Raw genomic sequence first — 23,230 nt, forward strand, 5'->3', positions numbered from 1 at the left:
CTAAGCTTCTTTATTGAGTGCTATTCCGGAAGAAATTTCCTCTTTACTGCCTCCCGCACTGTATCGTGTATTCTTTTTATTGTGCAGACTGTAAATTGAGTACATCAACTGCATGTTCTTCTCAACCGCAAATTCCAACAGGTTATTTAACTTCTGATGCCTCGCTTTCAGTGTTTCCATCTGGCTTTCAAGCTTTGCTTGCCAATCCGAAATTGTATTTACCTTCTCAGGATAGGCCTTTTTCAAAGATTCCAGCCGTATTTCAACACTGCTAATCCCTGCATTATTTAACATGGTTTGCAAGTGATCTATAAACTTGTGTTCCTGTTCTTTGAACACCCCACGTAAATGAGTGTATTCCTCGACATACTGCTCTATATCTTCCCCACTGGATGATACTACGGCCTCAATCTGTTTATCAATTACTTCTATCAGATCATCAGACAGCCTGCCGAGCCGGTCAATGATTTTCCCAAATTCTGTAAACGCTTTTTTCGATTCCATAACTTTTCTTTCTTAGTCCATTATCATTATTAATATCAAGCCCATCACACTTTGTGATATTCCGAGATCATATCAGCCATTCCTAATTTCCTTTGTTCTGCAATTTCAGTAGCGAGAGTATCCGTAATATGATGTCGATACATGTTGTTGGACTGTCCCATGACACCATTCTTATCGCCCATTTTGAATGATTCTTTAGTTATCTCGTTAACCAGCTGCCGAGCAAATATTTTTTCGAATTCCATGGCAACTTCTTCCTTCTTTTCCTGGGCAAGGTTTTCTTTATCTAATCCCATTGGTATCGACTGTGCTATGCTACTTATATCCATAATGATCTTTCGTTATAATTATGCAGTTTCAAATTCATTTAATGCTACATTACAATAAGTTCACCCTGCAGCGCTCCGGCACGATCAAGCGCCTGGAAAATCGAAATAATATCGCGCGGACTTAACCCCAGCGAATCCAGAGCGTTAGCCAGTTGCTGTACATTGGTATCAGGTTCCAGCACTACATTCTGTGCCGATTCTTCACTAATTCCTACCTGCGGAACAGGAACCACTTCAGTATCACCGCCGCTAAACGGAGGCGGCTGGCTAATAAAAGGAGTCACCTGTGTTCGTACTTGCACGCTACCATGCGAAACCATTGCGTTATCAATAGTTACGCCACCGCCCGCTACAATAGTACCAGTCCGTTCATTAATAACCACACGAGCTGGCTTATCAAGCTCAACCTCTTGATCCATAATGGTACTGATAAACATATTACGCATTCCAGGCTCTTGGAATGCCTCAGGCCATTCTACCTGAATGACTCCAGGATTATATACCGAGGCCAATTCTTCATCAAAATTCTCGTTGATTACTTCTACTACCTGACGCGCATTCGTATAGCCCGGCTGAGACATCACTAACTGCAACGGCTGATCGGCATTCAGCTGAAAATTATTATCATATTCTACTATACCTCCGCCGGGAATGGTCCCCGTTAAGGAACTATTGCGTGAAAAACGAGAACTACCCAGTTCTTCATTAATACCCCCTACTATCAGAGGTCCTTGGGCCAAGGCATATATTTCTTTTGTTTCGGGATTTAGAAGTGGAGTTTCTAATAATACGCCCCCTTCGAGACTACTTGCATCTCCCATCGACGATATCGTTACATCAATTTCGCTCCCTGATGCATGATAGGGTCCAATATCAGCCGTTACAATTACGGCCGCTACATTTCGCGTCCGCAGGCGCTCCGAATCAACATTGATTCCAAAATTATTAAGCATATTAGCAATAGAACGAACCGTAAACTGGGCACCGCGCCTGCTTATCGTTCGATCGCCAGATCGATCTAATCCTACTACTAATCCATACCCTACGACTTTGGTAGCATTAGCATCTTTTACCTTTAGCAATCGGTTTAATGGGGTTTGGGCGTCACCTTCAACCGTAACCATTGCAACCAGAAAAGTCACCGCTATTAATATGAGTATTTGTTTCTTCATGAGTTTCCTAATAATGTGATAACCGTATATTCTATTCCATTGCTTTTAACACTGCCACAGCGCTTAAACCTATCCCAGCTACAGTCAAGACCGCTCGTTTTAAAAATCCTTCTTTTTTTGTAATGCGATTTAAACCACCTTCCTTTTCATAGTTTATTTGAGCATTTGCCAACCGATACGAAAACACTTGGTTTCGTCCATTTATATCTTTGGGACGTACGGTGCCATTTAAATCTATTTGGTGTTTTTCACCGTTGATTTCGGTTATTCTTGTACCTGACACTATCAAATTACCCGTGGGGGTCATATCTGTAACCTCCACACTCATATAACCTTCCAATAGTTGTCCCTGATTGGTAGATACTTGCTCACCTGATTCATAGTTTACTTCGGCGTCAGCACCAAAAGTAGGCTGAAAAGGCATAAAATTTCCGCCCATCGATCCCCCTGCATCTGCACCGGCATTTGATGCATTCTGTGCATCAGAACTGGTACTGCCGGATATATTCTCCTGCAAAATGATCGTCAGTACATCACCGACTTGGACAGCTTTGTTGTCTTTGTATAGCGACCGCTGGCCATACGTGGTGCTTGATATTCCTATAACTAATAACAGGACTATAAAAGATGTTCCGACTAAAGTGTATTTTTCCATTGTAATACTCCCGGACGAAGAACTTCGCCCACATATTTTCGATTTGTTTCGTTGCTAAAAATTTTGATTCGGTCTCCTTTGGCTCCATCCTCACGCGCCACACCGGATACCTGTACTTGTATTCCTCTGCGTTTGATAAAAACGCTGACTTCGTCACCGGCTTTGATAATTAAATCTCTACTAACATACGATTTACGGATGGATTGCCCGGACAGGAGCGTCCGGCGAAGCGTCTTGCCAATTAATTCTTCGATTCTGGAAATGTACGACTCCCCACTTTGTGATATTGAAACCCACTGATAGGAAAGGTGCTCTTCCTCCAGTTTAGATCCCTTTCTAACGCGATCGGTGACAACGGGCAACTTTTGCTCTGCATTAACTTTAAGCTGAACCTCTGCACGCTTACGGTTTCCACGTTGGTTATACACTACCTCAAAATTTGTATACCGACGTATTTGTCCACTAAGTTGAATGCTAAGAACCTGCCCGGGAGATTGCTGTAATAGTTGATTGGGTATCCACCGCGGTTGAATATCAAAACGATATTCTCCTGTCGCGAAATGACGCTCTAACTGCTTATGAGCCTTCTTCATGATGAATGACTTCATCTCGTCATCTACAACCATATCTATATCTGCCCGGGCAGGTATAGCGCCCAGGCCGATAAAGACAAGCAGGCTAATAATGATTATTCGAGCGTGCAAATTCATTGAGGTTTATCGCTTAATAGAATTGGTTACCGACATCATATCTTCGGCTGACTGCACCATCTTTGAATTTGTTTCATAAGCCCGTTGCGCTTCGATAAGATGAACCATCTCGGTTACTACATCTACATTGGACCCTTCAAGATAGCCTTGACGAACATTTCCGAACCCTTCTGATCCGGGTTGATCCACAAAAGGCATTCCCGAAGCCTGTGTTTCACTGAATAAATTACCCCCATCAGCTTTGAGTCCCGCGGGATTTGAAAATCGAGCCAACTCAATTTGGCCTAATTCAACTTCACGGTTATCGCCGCCCATCAGGGCCGTAACAGTACCATCCTGTGAAACATCTATCGCCTTGGCTTCCATAGGTACTTCAATCTGTTCTGCCAGAGGCAAGCCGGAACTATTAACCAGCATTCCCGAAGAATCACGGGTGAAGTTTCCGTCACGGGTATAGCCTATTGAACCATCTGGCTTCTCAACACGGAAAAATCCGTCACCACTAATTGCCATATCTAAAGGATTACCGGTTTCAGAGATCGATCCCTGGGTAAAATTCCTGATCGTTGATACTGCTTGTGAACCGTGACCAAGCTGTAACCGCGGACTATCATTGGAAATGCGATTAGCCGAAGCTCCGGCTTTTGAAACAGCAATATCCTCATAAAAGAGATCCTGAAAAGCGATATTACTCTTTTTAAATCCTGTGGTACTTACGTTCGACAGGTTATTGGCAATATTATCTACTGACTTTTGCTGAGCACTCATCCCGAGCGAAGCAGTTGTTAAAGCTCTAAAAGGCATAGTGTTATTCCGTTTATTAAATTAAAATTTTCCTAATTGCTGTGTGGCTCGGCCCATCATTTGATCTGTGGTCGTCATGGCTCGCTGCTGCGATTCAAACATCTTTGTAGTCTTCATCATATCCACCATTTCGTTCAGTGGATCTACATTTGAAGATTCATAATAACCCTGCATAATCTTGCTCGAAGGATCGTCAACCATAGCTCCTTCGGGAGCACTTAAATAATTACTTCCTCTACGCTCCAACTGTGATGTGTCTTCAACCTGTACGATGCGAAGCTGATCAAATACTTCTCCATCAAGTCGAATAGTTCCATCATCGGCAACTTCTAAGTTGGCTTCATCAGCCCCTCGACCTGTTGCTTTTAGATACTCTGGCATATGAATAGGCCCGGAGTCGCCCATTACGCGAGATCCATTTTCATCTACCAAAAATCCATTGCTGTTAAAATGCATCCGGCCATCACGTGTCAGCTGGGCTCCTTCACCATTCTCTACCACAAAAAAGCCTTTCCCCTTAATACCAAAATCAAGTGGATTCCCAGTCGGCTCAAGCACCCCCTGCTGCATATCAACCTGCTGCTGAGGTACTGACTTGGTCACCATTTGACCATCGATACGTTGTTGCACCATCTTTTGAAAGACGTTGCTGCCTTTAAAACCCGGCGTATTAATATTTGCCAGATTGTTAGCTGTAACATCCTGCATTTTGGTCAACATCTGCATGGCCTGCATTTGAGCCTGTAGTCGATCAATCATAATGTCTTGAAATGCTTCATTATTACTTTAGTTAAAAATCCGGTGGTGCCGGCTGAGGTGTAAGTCTTTCAAATTCTATGCCACCGATATTTTTGGCAGACTAATACCATTGTTTTAACCCGATTATCACAACACTAAATGCTCCTCCTTATATATAAGGATGGATTAGTCTCTCTTTTATTTAACCTGATGGGCTTACCAAAAAGCAATTTGTGCCGAGATGTCTGTAGCGGTTAAAATCACCGTTAAAATGGAAATGTTTTCCGTCAGAGTGGATTATTTCTCCCTCATCCCTACAAATTCCATCCCCAAGACACTTAAATCAATTATTACGGAAATGGTACCGTATTTGAATTAACAATACGTTATGTCCGATAAACAATCAGATCAAGAAAAAACAGAAGACCCCACGCAGAAGCGTCGTGAGAAAGCACGCGAAGAGGGTCAGGTTGCCATCAGCACCGAAATTTCTTCGGTAATGATTATGGTGGTTTCAGTAATGACAGTTGTGGGTATGGGCGGATTCATGTATGGCCGTGTTGAAGCGCTCTTCGAAACGTTCTTTCTGAATGCACAGATGCCGGTTGAAAACCAAAATCATGCGGCAATTTACCTGGGAATAGCTTTTCGACACGGGATTGAAGCGATGACGCCCATTCTGATTGCACTTATCGCTACCGCGCTGGTAGTGAATCTCATTCAAACCAAAGGGGCTTTTTCGCTTAAAGCGATTAAGTTCAAACCCGAAAAGCTAAATCCCATTACCGGTATTCAAAACATTTTTTCGATGAAGGGGTTCGTAGAGCTGGCCAAAGGACTTTTTAAATTACTAATTATGGGCATCATCGTTTACTTCACCGTTTTCCCCAACATGGAACACTTTGTTTCCTTTTCTGTGATGCCATTAGAATACAATATTAGCGAGGCAGGAAGCTATGTGCTCCTTTTCTTAACCAGAACGTTTGTAGCCCTTACCATCCTCGCTATTGTTGATGCGATTTACCAGCAGTATCAGCATAAAGAAGATCTTAAGATGAGCAAGAAAGAAGTGAAGGATGAACACAAGGAATCGGAAGGAGATCCCCAAATGAAAAACAAACGAAAACAGATGGGGCGATCCTTTATGAGTAAACGACTGGATCATGCGGTAATGGATTCGGATGTCGTCGTTACCAATCCTACACACTATGCTATTGCTCTGCAATACGATCCCGAAAAAAATAATGCGCCGCTGGTGATGGCCAAAGGGCAACGTCTGCGAGCTCAAAAGATTAAAGAATATGCCAAAGAATTTGATATCCCTATTGTAGAAAATAAGCCCGTTGCCCAAGCTCTATTTGCCTCGGCCGAAGTTGACCAGCATATCCCCGAAGATCTCTATCGGGCTGTGGCCGAAATACTGGCTTACGTCTACAAGCTTAAAAACAAACACAATATTTAATTGTAAGTATGCCTTTTACGAAAATTTCAACAAACAAACTCAAGAACCGGTTTCTGCAAACCGATGTTCTTATTTCGTCGAGCATCATTGTCATTTTGTTGATAATGATTATCCCGTTTCCACCAATGCTGATGGACTTCTTTCTGGCACTTAACGTGTCACTGTCCATCATTGTAATGTTGGTGGCCTTTTACACGCTCAAACCGCTTGAGTTTGCGGTGTTTCCGGGTATGCTGCTTATTTTAACGCTCTTTCGACTCTCGCTGAATATTGCTTCTACCCGACTTATCCTAAGTGAAGGATATGCAGGATCTGTCATTGAATCGTTCGGTGGTTTTATTGTACAAGGCAATTATGTGATCGGTATTATTATCTTTGCTGTACTAATTATTATCAACTTTGTGGTTATTACAAAAGGGGCCACTCGTATTGCCGAAGTAGGTGCACGCTTTACTTTGGACGCGATGCCCGGGAAACAGATGTCTATCGATGCTGACCTGAGTGCAGGGCTTATCACCGATCAGGAGGCCAAACATCGACGTGAGGAAATTGCCCGCGAAGCTGATTTCTACGGTGCCATGGATGGTGCCAGTAAATTTGTACGCGGTGACGTTATTGCTGGATTGCTGATTACTTGTATCAATATCATTGGCGGCCTTGTTATTGGAACAGTACAAAATGGAATGGAAATAGGGGAAGCTGCCAAGCTTTATACACTATTAACTATTGGCGATGGCTTGGTGTCACAGATTCCCGCCCTGCTCATTTCTACCGCGGCCGGCCTTATTGTTTCGCGAGCCGCTTCGGAAGGAAACTTAAGTGAGGAACTCGTAAGCCAGCTTTTGGGAGATCCCAAAACACTTATGCTGGGCGCCTTTTTTGTTCTTTTCTTAGGCATCATGCCAGGCATGCCTTTTATCCCCTTTGCGCTCATGGGCGGACTCTTCATCACTCTTGCCTATAAACGACACGAAGATGAAGAACAAGAAAAGACAGCCGAAGCTCAACAACAAGAACTGCCTGAGGGCGAAACTGATAGCGTAGAAGATTATTTACTACTGGATACTCTCGAGCTCGAAATTGGCTATAGCCTTATCTCTATGGTTGAAGAACAGCAAGGGGGCGATCTTCTCGATCGAATTACTTCGCTACGGAAGCAATTAGCTTCGGAGCTGGGTATCATTATTCCATCCGTTCGCATTCGCGATAATGTCCAACTGGATGCTAATCGGTATATCATTAAGATGCGCGGTATTGAACAAGGTGATGGTGAGTTGTTACCTGATTACCACTTAGCTCTTGTTCCTTCCGATTTTGATGCAAACATCCAGGGTATTGAAACAAAAGATCCTACTTTTGGAATGGATGCGATCTGGGTAAGCGGAAAAAATAAGTCTGAAGCGGAAAAATTTGGTCTTTCGGTAATCGAAGCCGGTGCTGTTATCACAACCCACTTAATGGAGGTGCTTAAGAAAAATGCACACAAACTTATCGACCGTCAAATGGTTAAACGGCTGGTTGATAATATCGAGGAACAGTCTCCTGCTCTCGTTGAAGAGCTGGTACCCGAGGGTATGCGTATTGGTGAAATACAGAAAGTACTCAAACGATTGCTGCGTGAGCGCATCCCTATTAACAACTTAGTTACAATCCTCGAAACACTTGCAGATCACTGCCCACAAACCCAAAACACTGATATTCTAACGGAATATTGCCGGGCATCACTTTCAGAAATTATCACAAAACGATTTGTGGGCGAAGACAATGAAATTGTAGTCGTAATGATGGGTTCCAACTTGGAATCGCGACTTATTCAACAAGCACAACAGGGCGGACTTAATGCCAATACCCTTGGCCTTGAACCAAGCCTGGTTGAGCAACTTTATAAAAACGCCTCCAGTACTTTTGAGGATATGATCCACCAGGGCTACGACCCTGTTTTACTAACTTCGCCGGTGCTTCGACACACCCTATTCGAGTTTTTGGCACCAATTTTGCCTGATATAAATGTGCTGTCGTACAACGATATTAGCCAAAATGTGCAATTCCAAACATTCGATCGATTGCACCTTGAACAAGCAGAATTAAATGAAGCTGCAACAGTATGATACTTAGCAAATTTATAGATAAAACCTTCAAAGCAGCCAAGGAAAGTGCGCTGCAAATCTATGGGGATGACTATTCGAACCTAAAGGATGTGGTCCCCGGAAAGGAAGAGGATGATGGAAACAATGCTTCCGACAAACGGAAAAAGAAGCAATCTAAATCCGAAAACAAAAAACGCCCCGTTACCCAAAAAGCGACTCGTGGCGTAGTATTTGAACGATCTGCTGGTGCGAAACCAGACAACAAAGATTCCTCCAACAAAAAATTGGAAAAGAAGCTGGAATCTATTCGCAAATATGCTGCACAACAAACCAAAGAAAATACAAGAGAATCCTTTAACAAAGCAGATGCTACTACTGATGCTAAACCAGCAATCACAACCAATAAAAAGAATTCAACATCGGAGCAGCAGTCAATAAATGATGTCTACAGCAGAAAAGATATCCGAAACCGCACATCTGCTGTTAAGAGAAGGAATTCTCAAAAAGAAACTCCCAAACAAGAATTTGAGACGGTAACCTTGAACAATATGGAACCTCCATCAGAAAGTGATCTGTTATACGACAAGTTTGTCGAAGAACTTCCTAACGGCGTGTCTCCGGTTGCTCATAGCAAAGAAGAACAAACAGATGCCAAAAATTCTGATGATGACGCCATTCACAAACGATTGGATCGGCTGGAATCACTGATACATCTGGCGCTTTCTACCCCGGATACTGCCTATTCCGAACATCCCCTATTCCACAAACTGCTGCATAAGGGGGTATCACAAAAATTAATTCGCGGATGGTTTGAACATATCATCGAACAAGGCATTCAACCGGCCCAGCAGCCCCAGCTTTTTTATTCAAAATTGCTGCAACACATTGATGAGTTACTGCAACAGTCAAAAGCTGGAAATCCTAAAAGAATTATGTTATTTGCTGGTCGGTCGGGTTCGGGTAAAACTCATTTAATTATGAAGCTGGCGTCGCTGCCACTCTTTGCAGCTAATAAGCAAATTGCTATTGCATCGTTTGCCCCGACTAATGGAAGTACCAAAAACAGATACAGCATTCTTGCCCCATTTTGCAACGATCAAGGAATTGATTTTTATCATATCGAAAGTACCGAACAGGTGAAGGCCGTTGCACCAAAGTGGAAGAACTATGATCATGTATTAATCGATACCCCCTCTCTTGAAATGGAAGGACAATCGCTCATTGAAGATATTGCCTCATTAAAAAATGAATTTTATAATAAAATGGGTATCGAAACCCACTATCTGGTGAATACAGCCGTAAACGGTACTGCTTTTAACGATCCGTTGGCAAAAGACATTGAGGCCGATCATATTGCTCTTTCACACATTGATCAGTCACTTAAATGGGGTAAAACCGTACAGCTTTTAGCTAATACCGATTACAAGTTGCGGTATATCAGTAGTGGCCCATCAATCATGAGTGATCTACTCCCGTTTAAACCAGAAAAATTTGCTCGAAAGCTATTACGAGCCTGACAGAAGCATTGTAAGGAAGACAAAACAAAAATTGTAAGGACTAACAAAACCAAGCACCATGTTATTACGAATTATAGCGGTTATATCTCTTATCCAGTTTCTATTGCTTATGGTATCGGGCGAAAGCATCAACCTTGCCCTATACCGTGGTCTACTGGTATTCCTGATTCTATTCTCGCTGGTATACATCTCGATGTTCCTGCTGAATATAGTACAGGAAAACACCAACGCTATATCTAAGGGGTCAACTGCAGCAGAAGGCAATAAATCACAGAATAAGAGTGGAGAATCATGATGAGCAATAAATCACTACAGGAGCTTGCCGAGCTACACTGCGAGAATCCATCAAATGGATTACGGAATGCGATTATCAGTAAATCTATGCCGCTTATCCGCAGTATAATTGGCAAAATCAACATACCCGACCAACCGTTAACACAACATGAAGATATTGAAAGTGCCGGTATAAGCGGACTCATCCAGGCGATGGATTCTTACGACTGCAGCCGAAATATTAAGTTTAACACCTTTGTTTACTATCGTATCCGTGGCAATATCATCGATTACCTACGCAAGATTGATCAGTTACCCCGGCAGAAACGAAAAGATTACGGTACAGTTAAGAAAGTGATACAGGAGCTTTCGCAACAACTTGGCCGTAAACCCAGCGACGGAGAAGTAGCTCGTGAACTCAATATGGATATCGAAGATTATCGTCAGTTGCTATCAAATGTGCAGACACGTAACGCCCTGTCGCTTGACAGCAGCTTCAACAACGACGAATCAAACTCATTTTACGAGATCCACGAAAATGCCGATGTAGAAATGCCCGATCAGGATCTTGTTAATAAAGAGCGGGCTCAAATACTCAAAGAAAAGATTGGTGATCTCGGAGAACGCGATCGTCTCATCCTCACACTCTACTACTACGAGGATATGACTATGCAGGAAGTTGCTTTACTGCTTGAACTATCCGAAGCTCGAATATCCCAGCTTATCGGCCAGATTCTTGTTCGCCTCAAAGGTGATTTGGTAAAAGAAAAAGTGACGGTAGAGTAATCCCTTTTCCCTAAAAGGTTATCTTTACCGTTTATCTTTCCCGCTTGTTTCACGGGATATTATATACATCCGTTGTCTTCCTCAAAGACAACGCCCTTGGCTTATAAATCTTTGTCCCCTTCTCTTATTGGTGAAATAAGTTCTATTTAGTCCTACCATTTTTTAGGCAGCGATCCTCTCACAACTTTACGTAACAGCGATGCCATCGCCCAAGCAATAGCCTCTACTAACTTAACTTCTACTCAGATCCATTTACTCCTATGCCGTTACTTTGTTGCGGTATACAACTCATCTTGCTAACAAGGTGACTATTCGTAATCTCATTACAAAACTCTGCATCACAACAAAAATAACATAGTTCGGATACCGTTTCCGCAGTGAAGTCAAACCGCATCAAAGCTATAGAACAAGATAAATGATATCATTTTTTTCATCTCATGATGATTTAAAGCATTGACACGAGATAAGTTTCATATTATGAATAAGCTAATGATCAGGCCATCGTAGCCAACAGGTTCACTAAGTACTCGAATAAGCGATCGAACATCTTACCAAAGGCATCCGGCATGTAGGGAAGCATCCAGGAAAGCAGTGTAAAGCCAAGCAAAAGCTTAATGGGTATAGCGATAAAAAGAATATTTGCTTGGGGCATAATCCGGGCAAAAATAGCCAGAGAGAGGTCTAAAATAAAAAGCACTACCAGAAATGGAGCAGCGATCTGTATGGCAATCACAAAGAGATAGTTTGCCACCTCAAGCATAAACGGACCTGCCTGTTTTAGCTCTGCCTGGTTAAGGGGAATAACCTCAAAGCTTTTTACCAATCCATTAATAAAAATCTTATCTCCATCCATCGACAAGAATACCAAGACGGCAAGCATCGTAAATAGGTTGCCCACGATATCAGTTTTCTGCTGGGACATTGCATCTATAATCTGGGCAAAACTTAAGGTAATCTTAAGACTGATAAGCCGCCCCGCCATTTCGATACCTGCAAAGATCAGCTGTCCGACTAATCCCAGTGCAACCCCCACCAACAACTCCAAAACGATCGCCGTAACAACAAAAGGAAGCGTAGGCTGAAGGGGGCCCAAAACACTTTCCTCCGGAATTACAAACGAAAGAATAAAGGTAAGTATCAGCGCAAAAAAAAGCTTAACCCTACGCGGAAAGGCAGCAGAATTAAAATAAGGCGCCGTCATGATGAGGCTGCTGATTCGGACAAATATCAGAAAAAGGGCTAAGACAAAGTTGGAGGACAGCAGCGTCATTATACCACCGTTATCTTATTACCAGATGGCATTTAATTGACTAACTCAGGAATTATCTCAATAACTCGTTCTGTAAATCCAATAGCATATTGCAACATAAAGCCAAACGAAAGAAATAGGATAATTGCTACTACTGCCATTTTAGGCACGTAACTAAGCGTAAGCTCCTGAATAGAAGTCGCTGCCTGAAAAATAGCAACCGCCAAACCAACCACTACTGCAGCGATCAAAGGTGGAGCAGATAAAGCTACTACTGCCGTTAACATCTCTTGTAACCAAAATAATGCCGTTTCTGTATTCATAATATTTTATTCTTATTAATTAAAACTTTGCACCAGTGATTGTACGAGTAAATACCATCCATCGGTAAGTACAAACACCAGTATTTTAAACGGCAGCGATACCAATACCGGGGGCAAAAACATAATACCCATGGAAAGCAGCACTGCGGCCACAACCAAATCAATTACTACAAACGGCAGATATATCATAAAGCCAATCTGGAATGCTATCCGCAGCTCACTCATCACGAAAGAAGGTACTACGATATAAAAAGGGATCTCCTCTACGCTGCTCACCGACTCTATCCCCACCATATCCATAAAAAAGAGTAGCTCCTTTTCGCGCGTCTGTTTAACCATAAATTCTTTGAGTGGCGTCGAAGCCTCTCCCAGTGCTTCCATCTGCGTTATTTCTTCATTTAAATAAGGTTGTACTGCGTCTTCATTTACCTGCTCAAAAGTCGGCATCATAATAAAAATCGTAAGAAACAGTGCCAGCCCTATTAATACCTTATTAGGAGGCGATTGCTGGGTACCCAATCCCATCCTTAAAAAGAAAAAGACCACAACAATACGGGTAAAGCTGGTCATCATCGTAATAAAAGCAGACCCAAACGATAAAATGGTAACCAGAATTAATGCCTGTATGGCTACTGAAAGATCTTCACCCTCCATCCCCAAATCGATAGGAGGCGTTGCCTGCAAAAATGCCGTTACATTAAATCCTGCATACGAGAGCGAGCTTGCCCACCCCGTAACAGGGAGGAGCAGTACCAGCAAGCCGGCAATAGTTCCAATTTTTTTCCACGAAATAGTTCCAAAAAATTTCATATTACGACATCTCACTCTTAAAGAGTTTCCTAAATAAGTCCTTATTTTCCGAATCCTGCTCATCAGTCTCTTCCTTCCATTCGTCCTGTGGATATCGATGCAACAAATTCACCGAACTGGATGTAACTCCAACCACCCATACTTCTTCATTTATTTGGATGACTTTGAGCTTAGCCCCTTCGCCAAGCACCTGACTATCCAATTCTCGGCCCCTGCGCTTGGTTTGGCCTGATTGTTTGCGGTCAACCCAAAACCAAACTATGATTAATACAACCAGTAGTACTAAAAAAGTAACGAGTCCATTTGTAAACATCCCCGATGACTGTTCGTACGATCGAACCTCTTTTGCCTTACTCTCTTGCCCTTCGGATGAAATAATCTCAGTGGTGTCGGCTTTAGCTTCCGACTTAACATATTCTTCGGCATTGGGACCTTGATTATAATCGACCTGTGATAACGTAAACAACCACATCAACAAAAGTATGACGGCCAGACCAATAACAATTTTCAGAATTTTACTGGGCGCAACATCCAGCGAAGAAAGTTTATCCCTCAGGTCCATTTTTAATCTTTGCTAAACGTTTCTTTGTTGTTACTAAACTTGATATACGAACACCGAAGTGCTCATCAATTACCACCACTTCGCCAAGGGCAATGCGATTGCCATTTACCAGAATGTCGACAGGTTCACCCGCCAGTTTTTCGAGCTCAATTACAGAACCTTTAGCCAACTCCAGCACCTTGCCTAACGGCAGTTCAATACGTCCCAGCTCTACAGACACATCAAGGTCCACATCCTTTAAAAGATCCATGCTGTGAACTTCTCCATTGCCGTTACCATTCTCTTCGGCAAACTCTGCAAATTCGATATGTCGCGCTGATATTACCTTTTCTTTCTTACGCTCTTTGGGCTCCGATCTTGTATTAATGGAAGAAAAGTCTTCATCATCTTCTTCCTCAAGCGAACTCAGTTCACTTAGGGTCTCTTCTTCAAATTCGTCCTCCTCATCTTCAGCAGGCTCTTCGATCTCCTCCTTTTCTATTTCCGTTTCCGGATCACCCAACAGAAACTCTGCCCGAACAACCTCATCGGCAATGCCTTCAATATCCAGCTTGGTCCAAATGTACTTTTCATGGGCCAGCTCTTCCTGCATCTCTACTTTCGACAGCACCTTTACTTCACTGAACTCAAATTCCAAATCGTTTGAAGCAGCTTCTTCTTTAATTGCGTCGGCAAGGTCATCCGCAAACTCTTCGAGTAAGCCGATGGTTTGCTCATTTTTTTCTTTCTCTTCAATACCCAGCATAATACTTGACAGCAGGCCGAACCATTCTTGGTCAAGGACAATGATTACATCCGAACTGATATTCTGCTCTCGGGCATACAGATATACATCGGTATTATTGAGATGCTCTAAGGCAATTTCATTTTCTACTTCTTCAAAAGCGTCTACTTCAATATCTGTTTCTTCAAGCAAAATAGAGGTCAAAAACTCCTCTATTGTTGGTACGTATTGCTCTAAATTTTCTTTAAGGATATCCATAATTAAAATTTATATAACTTCCTGTTCGTTAATCTCTTCTATCATATTGTAAATTTTGACGGCTCGGCGTCCGCGTAAAACTCCCGGATAAGCCGACATCTTGTGAACATTATTTACCTTCACCTTCAACGGTTGATCGGCACGCTGTTCAAGCGGTATCACATCTCCTTCTTTAAGATCAAGAATATTTTGTACGGTGAGCTTGGTTTCTCCCAATAGCGGCTTAATGCTAACGCCGGCATTTGAAAGGGTATACTTGTATGATTCCAACTGCTTTTCGGAGAGCTCCACGGTTTCGGTCTTTTTTCCTTTTTTTAACACCGAATTATTCATCGCCTCTTTTAAAAGACTATAGGGATAAGAAAGGTGAAAGTTGACTTTACGATCTCCGAAACTCACCGAAATACCTACTACAATGGTGGGATCAACCGAAGCCAGGTGGATGTTCTCGGGCTTGCTCTCGAAAGTTGATGACTTGATCTCGAACTCCATGTAAGGCTCCCAGGCCTTCATGATTTCATCATTAATACTCCGTACAATACGAGAAATGATCTTCTCTTCGATTATGGTAAGTGTACGACGCTCCGAAAGGTCTCCTCCATATCCACCACTCTGTCGCTCTACAAGATGAATACAGAATCCTGGAGGCATCACCATAATAATATTGCCCGAAGAATCATCAACCGACAACAAGTAAATTACACTCGGGCTTTTAATCTTATTGATGAATTTACTCGAGGAAATCTGTTCGATTTTCTCTAAACTCACATCCACTTTTGCACGTAATGCGCTACTAAAAATGCGACTAACACTACGAGCAAAAATATCGTGCAGCGAACGGAGATTACGCATAATCTCCTTACTAAACAGCTTTGGCTGCTTAAAGTCGTAGGTCTCTACATATTTAACATCTGCGAGCTGCTGCCCAGACTCTGGCGATTCCATAAATATTGTTTCGTTCGGATATTAATTCCATCATTGCATTACGTATTTAGAGTAGTACAAATTGCGTACCGAACGAGAATCTATCGCATCATTAATTATTTGTATCAACTCTACACGCAGATCTTCCTTATCCTTAATACCCTGCAGCTCAGTTACTGTTTTAGCAGACAGGTACTTTATGATGTTATTTCGAATCTTAGATCGATGCTCTTCAATTAGCGGCTGATCGTCTATACTGTCCAGCTCAAGGGATAATTGGACCAACAGATAACGCTGGCCATTGGTATCTGCCGGATTTACAATGATTTCATTGAGCTCTGCTTTGCCGCGTTCTACAGGTACCAAGCTTTGTGTATAGTCATAAATAGCGTCATAATTTTGGGTAACAATTGAATACGCAACAAATACCTGACCCAAAACCAAAAACAAAATCAGGAAATATTTTCCATATCGTCGAAAAATTGACTGCTTCGATTTCTTCTTATCTTCTATTGAATTTTTCTTATTTGCCATAGTAATTACCTCTTCAGTTCATCTTTTTCATCACAACCTTGCGCAATGAATCAACATCCAGTTCCGTCATATCAACTTTGATACTCTGCTCTTCCTGTTCATAGTTGATGTATATCTCAACCCGCCTGTTTCGGCGGCGTCCTTCAGGGGTTTCGTTTGTATCTACCGGCTGATATTCACCATAACTGCTGGCCTCAAATTTACCGGCAGAAAGATCCGCCGATTCATTTAAAAACAGCACCACCGACACCGCTCGCGCCGCCCCCAAATGCCAATTTGTACGATACATTGAACTCTCTGATATAGGTACATTATCTGTATGTCCGTGTGTTTTCACCTCTCTGACATTAGGTCCAATAGCTTCAGCAATCCGTTTTAATACCGTTTCTGAACGTGCTAATAGCTGTGCAGATCCACTATTAAACGTCAAAGAATCGTTAAGAGTTATCTTAACCCCTTCATCTGTTTTTTCAATATCCACTTCCTCAGAGTATCCCTGATCTTCCAGAAATTTTTGCACCTCCTGCCATTCTTCTCTCATTTGGCCATCATCCTGCTTTTTGCTTGCTTCCTCCTTATCAAATACAACACTGGTAGAAGATTGAAAATGGGATATGATATCATTAAATGTAGACTCATCTATCCCAGGAGTCATCACATACAGCAATACAAAAAAGACTAACAACAGCGTAACCATGTCGCTGTATGTTGTTAGCCAGTTTCCAGTTCCAGATTCTCGTTCAATTTCTCCCATTCTTCAGTCTGATATGTTGGCCATTTTTGGTAAAGTCGATCTACACGGTCTGTGCCATATGCTAATTTTTCGTGATATTTTTTATACTCGGCTCGTTTTTTAGGCTCAAGATATATGAGCATTTTATTTTCCATAATACGCGGGTTCTCTTCCTCTACCATCGAAAGAACTCCCACACGAAACATTTCCTTTCTATTCAGATCTAATTTGCTCAAATACTCCAATTTTCCGGCCAGCGGCCCTAAAATCATGTTCGATAATATCGTACCATAAAGGGTTGTAATAAGTGCAACCGCCAAACCGGCTCCGAGCGACTTGGGATCATCAATATTTTGAAGCATCAGGATCATGCCGATTAATGTTCCAATCATTCCAAATGCAGGAGCGTATTCCGACATTGAATCCAATACCTTTACCGATATTGACAATTGGCGCTTTTGGCTTTGAATTTCGTCATCAAGGATATTACCCAAGCTCTCTTTATTGTATCCGTCAACGGCCAACTGAATCGCATTCTGCAAGAAATCATTTTCGATACTGCCAATTTCGTCATCAAGTGTAAGAATACCGTCGGTTCGAACCTTCTTGGCAAACATGCGCATCAATTCCATGTCGGTCCGTAAATCGACCGATTTAGCCCCCATCATTTTGCTAATCACCTTAAAACTATACTTAATGTTTTCGTAACTATAGTTTACCAATGTAGCAGCTAAAACGCCGCCGGCTACAATCAGGAATGATGACATACTCGCAAATATCATCAGGTTTCCCTGTAGAACAATTGCCAGCAAAATTAATGTGAACCCTGATACAAATCCTATGATGGTTGATCTATCTAACATAGGTATGCTTATCGTCTAATTAATTAATTTCTTAATAAGAAAATCGAGGAAGGGGGAACTATCGCTATGGTTTGTTACAAAATATTTGAGAAGCGATATGCTATCTCAAAAACGTTACTTTTTAATACATAAATGGCAACAGACATAAAAAAGCCCCGAACCTGTATCTCCCAATACAAACCCGGGGCGTTATCTACCTCCCAATTATGAAAGCAGTTTTTATAACATTATCGCTTGAGATTCACAGCTTCGGTAAGCATCTCATCAGAAGTACTAATAACACGCGCACTTGACTGATAAGCTCGTTGCGAAGTAATCATCTCGGTAAATTCCTGAGCCAAATCAACGTTTGATCCTTCCAGAGAACCGGACTGAATACTGCTGTTTGCCACGTTATCGGCGGTATCCACAAATACTTCGCCAGCCGCGGATGTAGCTCTGAAAAGGCCTCCACCGACCATCTCTAATCCATCTTCATTTTGAACATCACCAAGAGCCAGTTGAGCCAAATTCTGATTTTGGCCATTATCGTACACCCCTTGCACGCGCCCATCACCGTCGATGCGCACATCTACAAGTGATCCCTGGGTATAACCATTCTGGTTTAATACCTTAGCGGTATTGGCACCTGAATACTGGGTAAAATCAGTACCTCCGGCCCCTCCAAGGTTTACTTCAAAATTGGAAGTACTTGCTCCATTACCGGGATTGAATTCAATATCAAAGGTATCACCGGAATCAATTTGTCCCATTTCATCAAACGTAACAGTGCCTGTTGCAGCCCCACCCGTTATTTCCTCTCCGTTCGCAAAAGTGGCTTCATAATCCCACTCATTAGGACCGGATTGTGTAAAGTCAACCAACAGAGAATGCTCTTGGCCAAGATCATCATACACGGTGGTACTCATTGTTTTAGTTCCTGTTTCCCCTTCTTGGGTAACCTGGAATCCCGGGGTATTCATATCACCAGTTCCACCGCTTATAGTAATGGAATCCACATCAAGTTCACTGTCACCCAGCGAATCGGATTTTAACTTTAACATACCGTCGACCAGTGTCAACTCACCCTCGGCGATACTACCATTTAATCCGCTTACGACATCACCAAGCGTATCATTGGCTCCCGTCAAGTTGTAATCCGCTGTTTGGGCATTTCCATCACCATCCACATAATTAACGGTAATAGTCTCACTTCCATCAAAGTTAGTGTTCGTTTGACTGAGATCATTTAGCTGTGTTGTTGATGATGCAATGTTGCCGCTGCTATCAGTAAACGAACTCTGTGCCTGAACTATCTGGGCAGTGCTTGTATTAGAATTTAGATTCCCACCTACATTTACCTCACTGGTTCTTTGAGGTTCTAACACGTTTTCAAAATCAACTTGTACATTATCAGTTGCGCCCCCGCCGAGAATATTCCCAGAATCGTTGGCATTGTATCCCTGCACGTAATTACCTGTTTGATCTACCAGATTGCCATCTTTGTTAAAGGTAAAATTTCCGGCACGGGTCATAAGATCCTGTGATCCATTATTAACCACAAAATATCCATCTCCTTCGATAGCAAGATCAGTCGTTTTCCCGGTATTCTCGATCGTTCCCTGACTAAAATCACGATCTACAGAGGCTACACGCACTCCCAGACCTACCTGATTGCTTAGTGAAGGAGCCGACTCTCCGCCTCCTGATCCACCAATATTCTCATTCATCAATTCCGAAAAGGTAACTCTCGAGGATTTAAATCCTGTAGTATCCACATTCGAAATATTGTTTCCAATAGCATCCATCTTTGTTTGGAAACTCTTTAATCCACTTACACCTGAATTTAGCGATTTAATTAAAGACATAACTTACTCCTTTTTTTATAAGTACAGCTTTCTATTACTACTAATATTCACTGTATGATTGTTGTTAAACTGATTCGTTTGTTTTCCTGCTTATTTTTCACCTTCTGCTACTGTTTCTATATCACCGATAGGCACTTCTACACCATCAATTGACACGCGGACTCCTGCTCCGGTAAACCGTACCTTGTTGGCAATTCCTTCTATAAACATCCGTGCTTTGACGCTTTCATCCCCGTTGGTGGCATTAATTTCTACGTTGTATTGCCCATCGGGTACATCTACGCCGTCATTACTTTTTCCATCCCAGCTCCAGCTGTTATCTCCTGCTGCAGCACCATCAACTGTCTCGCGACGTACTTCACTTCCTGAAGAATCGCGAATAACAATCTCCACTTCGCTTGCAGCATTGTTCAAGTCATAGTTAATATTTGTATTTTCGCCAGCCTGTAAATTCACGTCGCTACTCAATGCCCGTACCTGCTTACCCGTCAACGACGATGCCATCGAGTTTGTCAATTCGCTACGCATTAACTGCTGACTTTGACTCAGCTCTGACAACCCGTTATTAACCCCTATCAACTGTTCAACCGAATTAAACTGAGCCAGCTGCGAGGCAAACTCTTTGCCGTCCATAGGATTAATTGGATCTTGATTCTGCATCTGTGCTACCAGAAGCTTCAAAAATTGGTCCTGTCCAAGTTTACTATTTCCTGTTAACGACTTATCGTTTTGCGATGCTAACTGCGACTGCCCATTTATCTGTCCTATATCCATAATACTATGATATTCATTAATTTATGCGGTCCACTCCATTTGGTTGTACCCAAAATTGCGGACTGTTTTTCTACTTACATCTTCTGCTGTTTCTACTGTTACACCTTTGGCACCAAAATTATTTCTGTAATTTCGTTTACGATCCAACGACTCTGTATCTTCTGAAAATTGCGACTCTTCTCCCTGCTGCTGGTTTTCAAAATGCAAATCTACTTCAGAGCCAAACTCCTGCTTCAAATGCTCACGGATCTGCTGCAGATTCTGCTGCAGAAGCTTACTCAAATCAAGATTCATCGACCCCATCTTAACCTGTAAAACTCCTTTCGACTCACGAACTGAAAGTTGAATATTTTTTCCATCATCCAACGTAAAATTATGCGTCTGCCAATTACTGCTATCTCCTTTAGAAGAAGAGGCCGCCTGTTGAATACGTTGTGTTAGCCCGGGCAATATCTTTTTTCGCAGCGATCCATTTGTTATCGGTATCTGTCCCAGCCGAACTGAGCTGGAAGCCGAACCGGCTTTTGACTCCTTTTCTGTGGCTGAATCCATCGTTTTAGTGAGCTGATCTTCCCAGTTTATTTTCTGTTCTTCTAAACTTGAATTTGATTCTCCAACCGTAACGCCGGAAAAGTTCTGTAGATCAAGAGGCTTGGCCTGCTTTTGAGCATTACTTCCCGAAATTCCCAAACGGTTTAGCAGTTTATTTCTTCCTTCTGATGATTCTTTTCCAAGCCCTTGCTTACTATTCTCAGCTTCGTTGTTTCCTTTTGCATTTTTTCCTTTCTCTTTTTGTACACTCTTCATCTCCAACCCTTTAGTAGAAATATTCGACGGATCTCTTTTCTGGAAGAACGAATCCATTACTTTCTTCTGCTGCTCTGTCAATTCCGTCTTTGCCGTTTGCCCACTTTCAAATTGAACACCTGCCTGTGCTTTCCCAGGTTCTACATTTTTATTCCTAACCCTTTGCTCTTCTTTAACCTGATTCATAGTATCCTGTTGGGCCTGACGACCAGCAAAACGTTGTGCTTTCTCAAACGCCTTACCCCGGCTATCCATATCACCGTTCCGGTTCTCAATTCCTTTCTTTTGTGAAGTTTGTTCTCGTGACTCCTCAACCTCTTTTGTCGTTGCTTGTTCTTCCCGAAGAGTTGTTGCGGAACCATGCTGAACACCCTCCTTTTTATCGGTTGATAAGTTAGCTTGTTGTTTTTCCTGTGAAAGCTCACCCTTTTTACTACTTACAGATAATTCTGCTTTCTCTTTATCCTTCTGGGAATCTCCATCTATCCCTTTAACATTCTCAGCAGCTCCATCTATACGGGTTGCACCTTTTTTACTTCCAGATTCGGTACTCTCTTTATTATCCCCTTCCAAATTCCCAGCGGCCTGCTTCCCAAGATTCACTTTTGTACTATGTTCCTGTTTCGCAGATTCTTTTTCGGAATCGGTCTTTGTCGATTCTCCATTCTCCTGGGCCTGACCTTTAGGAATCACTTCCCCATTTTCATCCAACTCCTCCGAAAGTTGTGCCTCAGTCCCCTCACCACTTGTTTTCTCTTTTGCATCAACTTCCGAGCCCTCAACTACCTGCGGCTCACCTGATTCAGACACTCCATTTTGATCCTCATCCTCTTTCCCATCAGCTGATGGAGAATCACTCGTATCACCTATAAGTTCATTTTTGATATTCTGAAATTCTTTCTGCAGCTCTTTGAGGATATTATGATCAGCCTGCAACAAATTATCAGCCTCCTTTGCTCCTATCGCTGTGAACGAGCCGCCAAGAATATTTTTCTGTACATCTTCTCCCTCAGGAGACTCTGCTTGTTCTGAGGAACTGTCTGATAAGGCCAACAACTGCTGTTTTGCTTTATCTGACGAATTCTGATTCTGCAACGACTGCAACAGTGATTGAAAAACTTCTTTGGAGGTATTCCCTCCTTCCTCCTTATTACTACCGATTATCTCTTCTCCCGAAGTAATGTTTTTTCCACTGATATTTGATAATAGCTTACTTAACATTATAACACCTCTGTCATCAGTTTTGCTGCACGATCAGACTCCAGGGATTGCAAAAGTTTTTTACGCTGCAATCCGGATCCAGCTTTAAAAATTTTCACCAACTGCTCATCACTCATTTTGTTCAATATCGGCGACAGACTCTCGATATCCAGATCGAGCAGGCTTTTAATATTCTCTGAGAATTCCTCTTCGGATATCTCTGCATCAGCTGCTTCAACCTCTTCTGCAATAGATTCCCTCTGGTCAAGTTGTTGACTAAGTGAATCATTGACTACCGTTAATGAGTCTATTTCCATTTTCAGATCTTCAATATTTTCTTTCATCGTTGCATAGTCTTTCCCCAGATCTCCAACAGTCTCACTTTCTTCAGCTGCAGGACGAAAATTGGATGTCATTACGTTTGTTGAATCTCCAATAACAAACTCCTCACTATGCTTTTCCGCTACCTCCTGATGTTTCTCCTCATTGATATATGGAAACAAAAAGTAGATAGCTATAACCATCGGGAGCAATGGCACAAAAATATATCCCAGAATTTTAAGAACTTTTTTAATCGACATAATT

At 42.2% G+C, this 23,230-nt stretch carries 25 protein-coding genes; 5 read left to right on the forward strand and 20 right to left on the reverse strand.

The window, feature by feature from the left end; translation table 11 throughout:
* Genes CK503_RS07325 through CK503_RS07355 form a run of 7 tightly spaced genes read right to left on the reverse strand, consistent with a single transcriptional unit; the run spans position 1 to position 4,933 of the window.
* Positions 1-504: a hypothetical protein gene (locus CK503_RS07325; protein WP_095606139.1), complete on the reverse strand. Its 504-nt coding sequence runs from the start codon at positions 502-504 to the stop codon at positions 1-3.
* Positions 505-548: 44 nt separating this feature from the next.
* A complete protein-coding gene (locus CK503_RS07330) occupies positions 549-833 on the reverse strand; it encodes a hypothetical protein (protein ID WP_095606140.1) in 285 nt (94 codons plus the stop codon).
* Positions 834-877: 44 nt separating this feature from the next.
* Positions 878-2,005 (reverse strand): flagellar basal body P-ring protein FlgI, encoded by a 1,128-nt coding sequence (flgI, locus tag CK503_RS07335; protein ID WP_095606141.1) that lies wholly within the window; start codon positions 2,003-2,005, stop codon positions 878-880.
* Between the two features lie 31 nt (positions 2,006-2,036).
* Positions 2,037-2,660, reverse strand: a complete 624-nt coding sequence (locus CK503_RS07340; RefSeq protein WP_095606142.1) for a flagellar basal body L-ring protein FlgH — start codon at positions 2,658-2,660, stop codon at positions 2,037-2,039.
* Complete coding sequence (flgA, locus tag CK503_RS07345; RefSeq protein WP_095606143.1) at positions 2,642-3,370, reverse strand: flagellar basal body P-ring formation chaperone FlgA; 729 nt, start codon at positions 3,368-3,370, stop codon at positions 2,642-2,644. The genes CK503_RS07340 and flgA overlap by 19 nt, the downstream gene beginning before the upstream one ends.
* Before the next feature lie 6 nt (positions 3,371-3,376).
* Positions 3,377-4,174 (reverse strand): flagellar basal-body rod protein FlgG, encoded by a 798-nt coding sequence (gene flgG, locus CK503_RS07350; protein ID WP_095606144.1) that lies wholly within the window; start codon positions 4,172-4,174, stop codon positions 3,377-3,379.
* Between the two features lie 21 nt (positions 4,175-4,195).
* Positions 4,196-4,933 (reverse strand): flagellar hook-basal body protein, encoded by a 738-nt coding sequence (locus CK503_RS07355; protein WP_095606145.1) that lies wholly within the window; start codon positions 4,931-4,933, stop codon positions 4,196-4,198.
* 367 nt (positions 4,934-5,300) lie between these two features.
* On the opposite strand from CK503_RS07355, the gene flhB reads away from it, so the two are divergent.
* From flhB to CK503_RS07380, 5 genes are read left to right on the forward strand one after another with little or no spacing between them, the layout of a single operon-like run.
* On the forward strand, positions 5,301-6,374 hold the full coding sequence (gene flhB / locus CK503_RS07360) for a flagellar biosynthesis protein FlhB (RefSeq protein WP_095606146.1): 1,074 nt from the start codon (positions 5,301-5,303) through the stop codon (positions 6,372-6,374).
* Between the two features lie 8 nt (positions 6,375-6,382).
* A complete protein-coding gene (gene flhA / locus CK503_RS07365; RefSeq protein WP_095606147.1) occupies positions 6,383-8,482 on the forward strand; it encodes a flagellar biosynthesis protein FlhA in 2,100 nt (699 codons plus the stop codon).
* On the forward strand, positions 8,479-9,978 hold the full coding sequence (locus CK503_RS07370; protein ID WP_095606148.1) for a hypothetical protein: 1,500 nt from the start codon (positions 8,479-8,481) through the stop codon (positions 9,976-9,978). The genes flhA and CK503_RS07370 overlap by 4 nt, the downstream gene beginning before the upstream one ends.
* Before the next feature lie 58 nt (positions 9,979-10,036).
* A complete protein-coding gene (locus CK503_RS07375) occupies positions 10,037-10,273 on the forward strand; it encodes a hypothetical protein (protein ID WP_095606149.1) in 237 nt (78 codons plus the stop codon).
* Complete coding sequence (locus CK503_RS07380; RefSeq protein ID WP_095606150.1) at positions 10,270-11,037, forward strand: sigma-70 family RNA polymerase sigma factor; 768 nt, start codon at positions 10,270-10,272, stop codon at positions 11,035-11,037. The genes CK503_RS07375 and CK503_RS07380 overlap by 4 nt, the downstream gene beginning before the upstream one ends.
* A gap of 493 nt (positions 11,038-11,530) precedes the next feature.
* On the opposite strand, the gene fliR is transcribed toward CK503_RS07380, so the two are convergent.
* From fliR to CK503_RS07445, 13 genes are all read right to left on the reverse strand, one after another.
* A complete protein-coding gene (gene fliR / locus CK503_RS07385; RefSeq protein WP_095606151.1) occupies positions 11,531-12,307 on the reverse strand; it encodes a flagellar biosynthetic protein FliR in 777 nt (258 codons plus the stop codon).
* Between the two features lie 32 nt (positions 12,308-12,339).
* Positions 12,340-12,609, reverse strand: a complete 270-nt coding sequence (locus CK503_RS07390) for a flagellar biosynthetic protein FliQ (RefSeq protein ID WP_095606152.1) — start codon at positions 12,607-12,609, stop codon at positions 12,340-12,342.
* 15 nt (positions 12,610-12,624) lie between these two features.
* Positions 12,625-13,419, reverse strand: coding sequence for a flagellar type III secretion system pore protein FliP (fliP, locus tag CK503_RS07395; protein ID WP_095606153.1), 795 nt, complete (start codon positions 13,417-13,419; stop codon positions 12,625-12,627).
* 1 nt (position 13,420) lies between these two features.
* Entirely contained in the window at positions 13,421-13,981 is a 561-nt protein-coding gene (locus tag CK503_RS07400; RefSeq protein WP_095606154.1) for a flagellar biosynthetic protein FliO, read from the reverse strand.
* A complete protein-coding gene (gene fliN / locus CK503_RS07405; protein WP_095606155.1) occupies positions 13,965-14,963 on the reverse strand; it encodes a flagellar motor switch protein FliN in 999 nt (332 codons plus the stop codon). Before fliN ends, CK503_RS07400 begins: the two co-directional genes overlap by 17 nt.
* Before the next feature lie 9 nt (positions 14,964-14,972).
* Positions 14,973-15,908: a flagellar motor switch protein FliM gene (locus CK503_RS07410; protein WP_095606156.1), complete on the reverse strand. Its 936-nt coding sequence runs from the start codon at positions 15,906-15,908 to the stop codon at positions 14,973-14,975.
* 30 nt (positions 15,909-15,938) lie between these two features.
* The gene (locus tag CK503_RS07415; protein ID WP_095606157.1) at positions 15,939-16,421 is read right to left on the reverse strand and encodes a flagellar basal body-associated FliL family protein; all 483 of its coding nucleotides are present in this window, start codon (positions 16,419-16,421) and stop codon (positions 15,939-15,941) included.
* A gap of 13 nt (positions 16,422-16,434) precedes the next feature.
* A complete protein-coding gene (locus CK503_RS07420) occupies positions 16,435-17,175 on the reverse strand; it encodes an OmpA/MotB family protein (RefSeq protein WP_095606158.1) in 741 nt (246 codons plus the stop codon).
* A complete protein-coding gene (locus CK503_RS07425) occupies positions 17,133-18,017 on the reverse strand; it encodes a motility protein A (protein ID WP_095606159.1) in 885 nt (294 codons plus the stop codon). The genes CK503_RS07420 and CK503_RS07425 overlap by 43 nt, the downstream gene beginning before the upstream one ends.
* 227 nt (positions 18,018-18,244) lie before the next feature.
* Entirely contained in the window at positions 18,245-19,864 is a 1,620-nt protein-coding gene (locus CK503_RS07430; protein WP_095606160.1) for a flagellar hook protein FlgE, read from the reverse strand.
* Positions 19,865-19,954: 90 nt separating this feature from the next.
* Entirely contained in the window at positions 19,955-20,638 is a 684-nt protein-coding gene (locus tag CK503_RS07435; protein WP_095606161.1) for a flagellar hook assembly protein FlgD, read from the reverse strand.
* Between the two features lie 21 nt (positions 20,639-20,659).
* Positions 20,660-22,666 carry a hypothetical protein gene (locus CK503_RS07440; RefSeq protein ID WP_095606162.1) on the reverse strand — a complete coding sequence of 669 codons (2,007 nt, stop codon included), beginning with the start codon at positions 22,664-22,666 and terminating at the stop codon, positions 20,660-20,662.
* A complete protein-coding gene (locus tag CK503_RS07445) occupies positions 22,666-23,226 on the reverse strand; it encodes a hypothetical protein (protein WP_095606163.1) in 561 nt (186 codons plus the stop codon). Before CK503_RS07445 ends, CK503_RS07440 begins: the two co-directional genes overlap by 1 nt.
* Positions 23,227-23,230: the final 4 nt, after the last annotated feature.

The sequence above is a fragment of the Fodinibius salipaludis genome (assembly GCF_002287075.1).
In the GTDB taxonomy this organism is placed as follows: Bacteria; Bacteroidota; Rhodothermia; order Balneolales; family Balneolaceae; genus Fodinibius; species Fodinibius salipaludis.

What these genes read in the sequence shown, in the direction of transcription:
- CK503_RS07400 (WP_095606154.1), bottom strand. Translation starts at nt 13,981, where the DNA reads ATGGACCTGAGGGATAAACTTTCTTCGCTGGATGTTGCGCCCAGTAAA.
- CK503_RS07410 (WP_095606156.1), bottom strand. Translation starts at nt 15,908, where the DNA reads ATGGAATCGCCAGAGTCTGGGCAGCAGCTCGCAGATGTTAAATATGTA.
- CK503_RS07430 (WP_095606160.1), bottom strand. Translation starts at nt 19,864, where the DNA reads ATGTCTTTAATTAAATCGCTAAATTCAGGTGTAAGTGGATTAAAGAGT.
- fliR (WP_095606151.1), bottom strand. Translation starts at nt 12,307, where the DNA reads ATGACGCTGCTGTCCTCCAACTTTGTCTTAGCCCTTTTTCTGATATTT.
- CK503_RS07380 (WP_095606150.1), top strand. Translation starts at nt 10,270, where the DNA reads ATGATGAGCAATAAATCACTACAGGAGCTTGCCGAGCTACACTGCGAG.
- fliN (WP_095606155.1), bottom strand. Translation starts at nt 14,963, where the DNA reads ATGGATATCCTTAAAGAAAATTTAGAGCAATACGTACCAACAATAGAG.
- flhB (WP_095606146.1), top strand. Translation starts at nt 5,301, where the DNA reads ATGTCCGATAAACAATCAGATCAAGAAAAAACAGAAGACCCCACGCAG.
- CK503_RS07355 (WP_095606145.1), bottom strand. Translation starts at nt 4,933, where the DNA reads ATGATTGATCGACTACAGGCTCAAATGCAGGCCATGCAGATGTTGACC.
- CK503_RS07390 (WP_095606152.1), bottom strand. Translation starts at nt 12,609, where the DNA reads ATGAATACAGAAACGGCATTATTTTGGTTACAAGAGATGTTAACGGCA.
- CK503_RS07340 (WP_095606142.1), bottom strand. Translation starts at nt 2,660, where the DNA reads ATGGAAAAATACACTTTAGTCGGAACATCTTTTATAGTCCTGTTATTA.
- CK503_RS07420 (WP_095606158.1), bottom strand. Translation starts at nt 17,175, where the DNA reads ATGGGAGAAATTGAACGAGAATCTGGAACTGGAAACTGGCTAACAACA.
- CK503_RS07375 (WP_095606149.1), top strand. Translation starts at nt 10,037, where the DNA reads ATGTTATTACGAATTATAGCGGTTATATCTCTTATCCAGTTTCTATTG.
- flgI (WP_095606141.1), bottom strand. Translation starts at nt 2,005, where the DNA reads ATGAAGAAACAAATACTCATATTAATAGCGGTGACTTTTCTGGTTGCA.
- CK503_RS07440 (WP_095606162.1), bottom strand. Translation starts at nt 22,666, where the DNA reads ATGTTAAGTAAGCTATTATCAAATATCAGTGGAAAAAACATTACTTCG.
- CK503_RS07435 (WP_095606161.1), bottom strand. Translation starts at nt 20,638, where the DNA reads ATGGATATAGGACAGATAAATGGGCAGTCGCAGTTAGCATCGCAAAAC.
- CK503_RS07425 (WP_095606159.1), bottom strand. Translation starts at nt 18,017, where the DNA reads ATGTTAGATAGATCAACCATCATAGGATTTGTATCAGGGTTCACATTA.
- flgG (WP_095606144.1), bottom strand. Translation starts at nt 4,174, where the DNA reads ATGCCTTTTAGAGCTTTAACAACTGCTTCGCTCGGGATGAGTGCTCAG.
- fliP (WP_095606153.1), bottom strand. Translation starts at nt 13,419, where the DNA reads ATGAAATTTTTTGGAACTATTTCGTGGAAAAAAATTGGAACTATTGCC.
- CK503_RS07370 (WP_095606148.1), top strand. Translation starts at nt 8,479, where the DNA reads ATGATACTTAGCAAATTTATAGATAAAACCTTCAAAGCAGCCAAGGAA.
- flgA (WP_095606143.1), bottom strand. Translation starts at nt 3,370, where the DNA reads ATGAATTTGCACGCTCGAATAATCATTATTAGCCTGCTTGTCTTTATC.
- CK503_RS07445 (WP_095606163.1), bottom strand. Translation starts at nt 23,226, where the DNA reads ATGTCGATTAAAAAAGTTCTTAAAATTCTGGGATATATTTTTGTGCCA.
- CK503_RS07415 (WP_095606157.1), bottom strand. Translation starts at nt 16,421, where the DNA reads ATGGCAAATAAGAAAAATTCAATAGAAGATAAGAAGAAATCGAAGCAG.
- flhA (WP_095606147.1), top strand. Translation starts at nt 6,383, where the DNA reads ATGCCTTTTACGAAAATTTCAACAAACAAACTCAAGAACCGGTTTCTG.
- CK503_RS07330 (WP_095606140.1), bottom strand. Translation starts at nt 833, where the DNA reads ATGGATATAAGTAGCATAGCACAGTCGATACCAATGGGATTAGATAAA.
- CK503_RS07325 (WP_095606139.1), bottom strand. Translation starts at nt 504, where the DNA reads ATGGAATCGAAAAAAGCGTTTACAGAATTTGGGAAAATCATTGACCGG.